The organism is Microbacterium sp. Leaf351 (assembly GCF_001423825.1).
GTDB lineage: Bacteria > Actinomycetota > Actinomycetes > Actinomycetales > Microbacteriaceae > Microbacterium > Microbacterium ginsengisoli.
In genome coordinates, this window is the sequence record NZ_LMPK01000012.1 from 10,016 (window position 1) to 12,592 (window position 2,577).

Consider the following 2,577-nt stretch of genomic DNA (forward strand, 5'->3'; position numbering starts at 1 on the left):
CGATTCCGCGACGCCGGGCATGAGGTCATCGTGCCCGGCTGGCCCGGGATCGATGACCGCTCCGTCGCCGACATCCGGCGCGATCCCGCCGCCCTGCGCGGCATCGGCATCCGGCAGATCGTCGACCACTACGACGCGATCATCCGGGCACTCCCGGTGAAGCCCATCATCATGGGCCACTCATTCGGCGGCCTCTTCACGCAGATGCTCGCCGACCGCGGACTGGGCGCCGCGTACGTCGCCGTCACGCCCGGGCAGCCCGCCGGCATCACGACACTGCCGGCGTCGACACTGTGGACGGGCACCCCGATCCTGTCCAACCCGTTCGGTCGCAACGGCGCCTCGCCGCTGTCCAAGGGCCACTTCCACTTCACCTTCGGCAACGACCTCGACCGCGCCGCATCCGATGACCTCTGGGAGCAGTTCGCCGTGCCGTCGTACAACAGGGTGTTCTTCGAAGGGGTTGCGGCGGCCTTCTCCGAGAAGAAGGGCGCGAGCCACGTCGACTACGCCCGCACCGACCGCGCTCCCCTGCTGGTGATCACCGGGTCGCGGGACCACGTGGTGCCCCCGGCGATCGGGCGCGCGATCGTGAAGAAGTACCGCTCGTCGGGGAGTCCCGCCGTGGTCGATTACCGCGAGTACGAGGGGCGCACCCACCGCATCGTGAGCCAGGAGGGATGGGAGGAGGTCGCGGACGACTCGCTGGCGTGGGCCGTCACGCACGCACGTGGCTGAGCCCGCGGGCGCCGGGCCGCGGCTGCGCCCCGGCGCTGCGCCGCGCCCGGTCGACGATCGGCCGATGCGCGGCTGTGGCTACGACGCCGGGCCGAGGGTGAACCACTCGCCCTCGGAGATCACCGACACCTCGCCGTCGACGACCGAGATCGCGGACTCGTCGTCGAGCACGTACGCGGGCAGCTCGAGCGTCGCCGCCCATTTCTGGGCGGCCTCCCTCGTGTTCGTGGGGAAGACGTCAAGGTGCGGGAAGATCGCGAAGTCGACGAGGCCGAGGGTCGTGTCATCCGGCGCCTGCGCCCAGGCGATGAACTCCCGACCGATGCGCGGCGTCATGACCATGCTGCCCGCGCTGACGCCCACCCACACCGTGTCGTGCAGTTCGGGGAGGAGCTCGAGCAGGCCGGNGCGCACCCACTCCTGCCAGCGCTCGACGCCGATCGACGGAAGGTAGGCGAGTTCGAGCACGCCGAGCGTGCGCCACGGCATCGACGTCATGCCGCCCCACGGCGGGAGGCCGGTGATGAATCCACGCACCGACTCGGGCCCGCACATCGTGTGGCCCCACTGCGCGGTGGGAATGCAGAGAGCGGATGCCTCAGCCACCGGCTTGCCCACCATGTCGACCAGGGCGCGCTCGATGCTGTCGTTGCGGATCCCGCCCGACGTCAGCAACAGCTTCATGGAGCCTCCCGGGGTCGATGCGGCGCGCGTACGCCGCTGCCCTCGACCTTAGGACCCCGGGACGGCCGGGACGAGGCCCGCTGTGGATACGCCGGGGACAACGGCTCCGCTCTTCGCCGCGCCCTGCCGTTCTGCCACACTCGGTGCACCGAGCCCCCGACCCGCCGGCGACAGCCGGCACGATCCGAGGAGCACCATGGCACGCCACGACCGCCCGTCCGCCCGCACCGAGACCCTGCCGCCCGACCCCTTCGAGGGAAGCGTCTCGTCGGCGGAGTCGCACACGCACACCGACCCGCACGACGAGCTGCTGCGCACGCTGCCCTACCCGAACTGGCTCGGCGCCGGTCTCATCTGCTGACGTCCCCGCGAACGACGAAGCCCCCGAGGTCTCCCTCGGGGGCTTCGTGCGAATCGGCTGCTTACCAGCTCGACTTGGTCACACCGGGCAGCTCGCCACGGTGGGCCATGTCGCGGAAGCGCACACGCGAGATGCCGAACTTCGTCAGCACACCGCGGGGGCGACCGTCGATGACGTCGCGCGAACGCAGACGCACCGGCGAGGCGTTGCGGGGCAGCTTCTGCAGGCCGACGCGGGCGGCCTCACGCTGCTCGTCGGTCGACGTCGGGTCGACGAGCGCCTTCTTCAGCTCGGCACGCTTCGCGGCGTAGCGCTCGACGACGACCTTGCGCTGCTCGTTACGAGCGATCTTGCTCTTCTTGGCCATGGGTCAGCGCTCCTCTCGGAACTCGACGTGCTTGCGCACGATGGGGTCGTACTTCTTCAGCACGATGCGGTCGGGGTTGTTGCGGCGGTTCTTGCGCGTCACGTAGGTATATCCCGTGCCGGCGGTCGAACGCAGCTTGATGATCGGACGGATGTCCTGGGCCTTCTTCGCCATTAGAGCTTCACACCCTTCGCGAGGAGGTCCTTGACGACCGACTCGATGCCGCGGGCGTCGATCACCTTGATGCCCTTGGCGGACACCGTGAGGGTGACCTTACGACCGAGCGACGGAACGTAGTAGGTCTTCTTCTGCACGTTCGGGTCGAAGCGGCGCTTCGTCCGGCGGTGCGAGTGCGAGATGTTGTGACCGAAGCCGGGAACCGCTCCAGTCACCTGGCACACTGCGGCCATGGTGAGTCTCCTTCTGT

6 protein-coding genes are annotated in these 2,577 nt (G+C 69.3%); 2 read left to right on the top strand and 4 right to left on the bottom strand.

Annotation, left to right across the window (positions count from 1 at the left end; all coding sequences use genetic code 11):
* On the top strand, window positions 1-738 hold a 738-nt coding region (locus tag ASG00_RS04920), incomplete at its 5' end, for an alpha/beta hydrolase (RefSeq protein WP_056207329.1).
* A 78-nt stretch (window positions 739-816) separates the two neighbouring features.
* Here ASG00_RS04920 and ASG00_RS16985 read toward each other — a convergent pair.
* Window positions 817-1,145: Type 1 glutamine amidotransferase-like domain-containing protein (locus tag ASG00_RS16985; RefSeq protein ID WP_235559150.1), on the bottom strand; the 329-nt coding region annotated here is incomplete at its 5' end.
* A 473-nt stretch (window positions 1,146-1,618) separates the two neighbouring features.
* On the opposite strand from ASG00_RS16985, the gene ASG00_RS14845 reads away from it, so the two are divergent.
* Window positions 1,619-1,783: a hypothetical protein gene (locus tag ASG00_RS14845; protein ID WP_048809196.1), complete on the top strand. Its 165-nt coding sequence runs from the start codon at window positions 1,619-1,621 to the stop codon at window positions 1,781-1,783.
* A 61-nt stretch (window positions 1,784-1,844) separates the two neighbouring features.
* Here the strand turns inward: ASG00_RS14845 and rpsN are convergent, their stop codons facing one another.
* The 3 genes from rpsN to rpmB are packed head-to-tail and all read right to left on the bottom strand — an operon-like array spanning window position 1,845 to window position 2,560.
* Window positions 1,845-2,150: a 30S ribosomal protein S14 gene (gene rpsN / locus ASG00_RS04930; protein WP_056207333.1), complete on the bottom strand. Its 306-nt coding sequence runs from the start codon at window positions 2,148-2,150 to the stop codon at window positions 1,845-1,847.
* A 3-nt stretch (window positions 2,151-2,153) separates the two neighbouring features.
* The gene (rpmG, locus tag ASG00_RS04935) at window positions 2,154-2,324 is read right to left on the bottom strand and encodes a 50S ribosomal protein L33 (RefSeq protein WP_045247024.1); all 171 of its coding nucleotides are present in this window, start codon (window positions 2,322-2,324) and stop codon (window positions 2,154-2,156) included.
* Window positions 2,324-2,560, bottom strand: a complete 237-nt coding sequence (gene rpmB / locus ASG00_RS04940) for a 50S ribosomal protein L28 (protein ID WP_045247025.1) — start codon at window positions 2,558-2,560, stop codon at window positions 2,324-2,326. The genes rpmG and rpmB overlap by 1 nt, the downstream gene beginning before the upstream one ends.
* Window positions 2,561-2,577 lie beyond the last annotated feature (17 nt).

Excerpts from the sequence above, each read along its gene's own strand:
- ASG00_RS14845 (WP_048809196.1), top strand. The coding sequence starts at position 1,619 with ATGGCACGCCACGACCGCCCGTCCGCCCGCACCGAGACCCTGCCGCCC.
- rpsN (WP_056207333.1), bottom strand. The coding sequence starts at position 2,150 with ATGGCCAAGAAGAGCAAGATCGCTCGTAACGAGCAGCGCAAGGTCGTC.
- rpmG (WP_045247024.1), bottom strand. The coding sequence starts at position 2,324 with ATGGCGAAGAAGGCCCAGGACATCCGTCCGATCATCAAGCTGCGTTCG.
- rpmB (WP_045247025.1), bottom strand. The coding sequence starts at position 2,560 with ATGGCCGCAGTGTGCCAGGTGACTGGAGCGGTTCCCGGCTTCGGTCAC.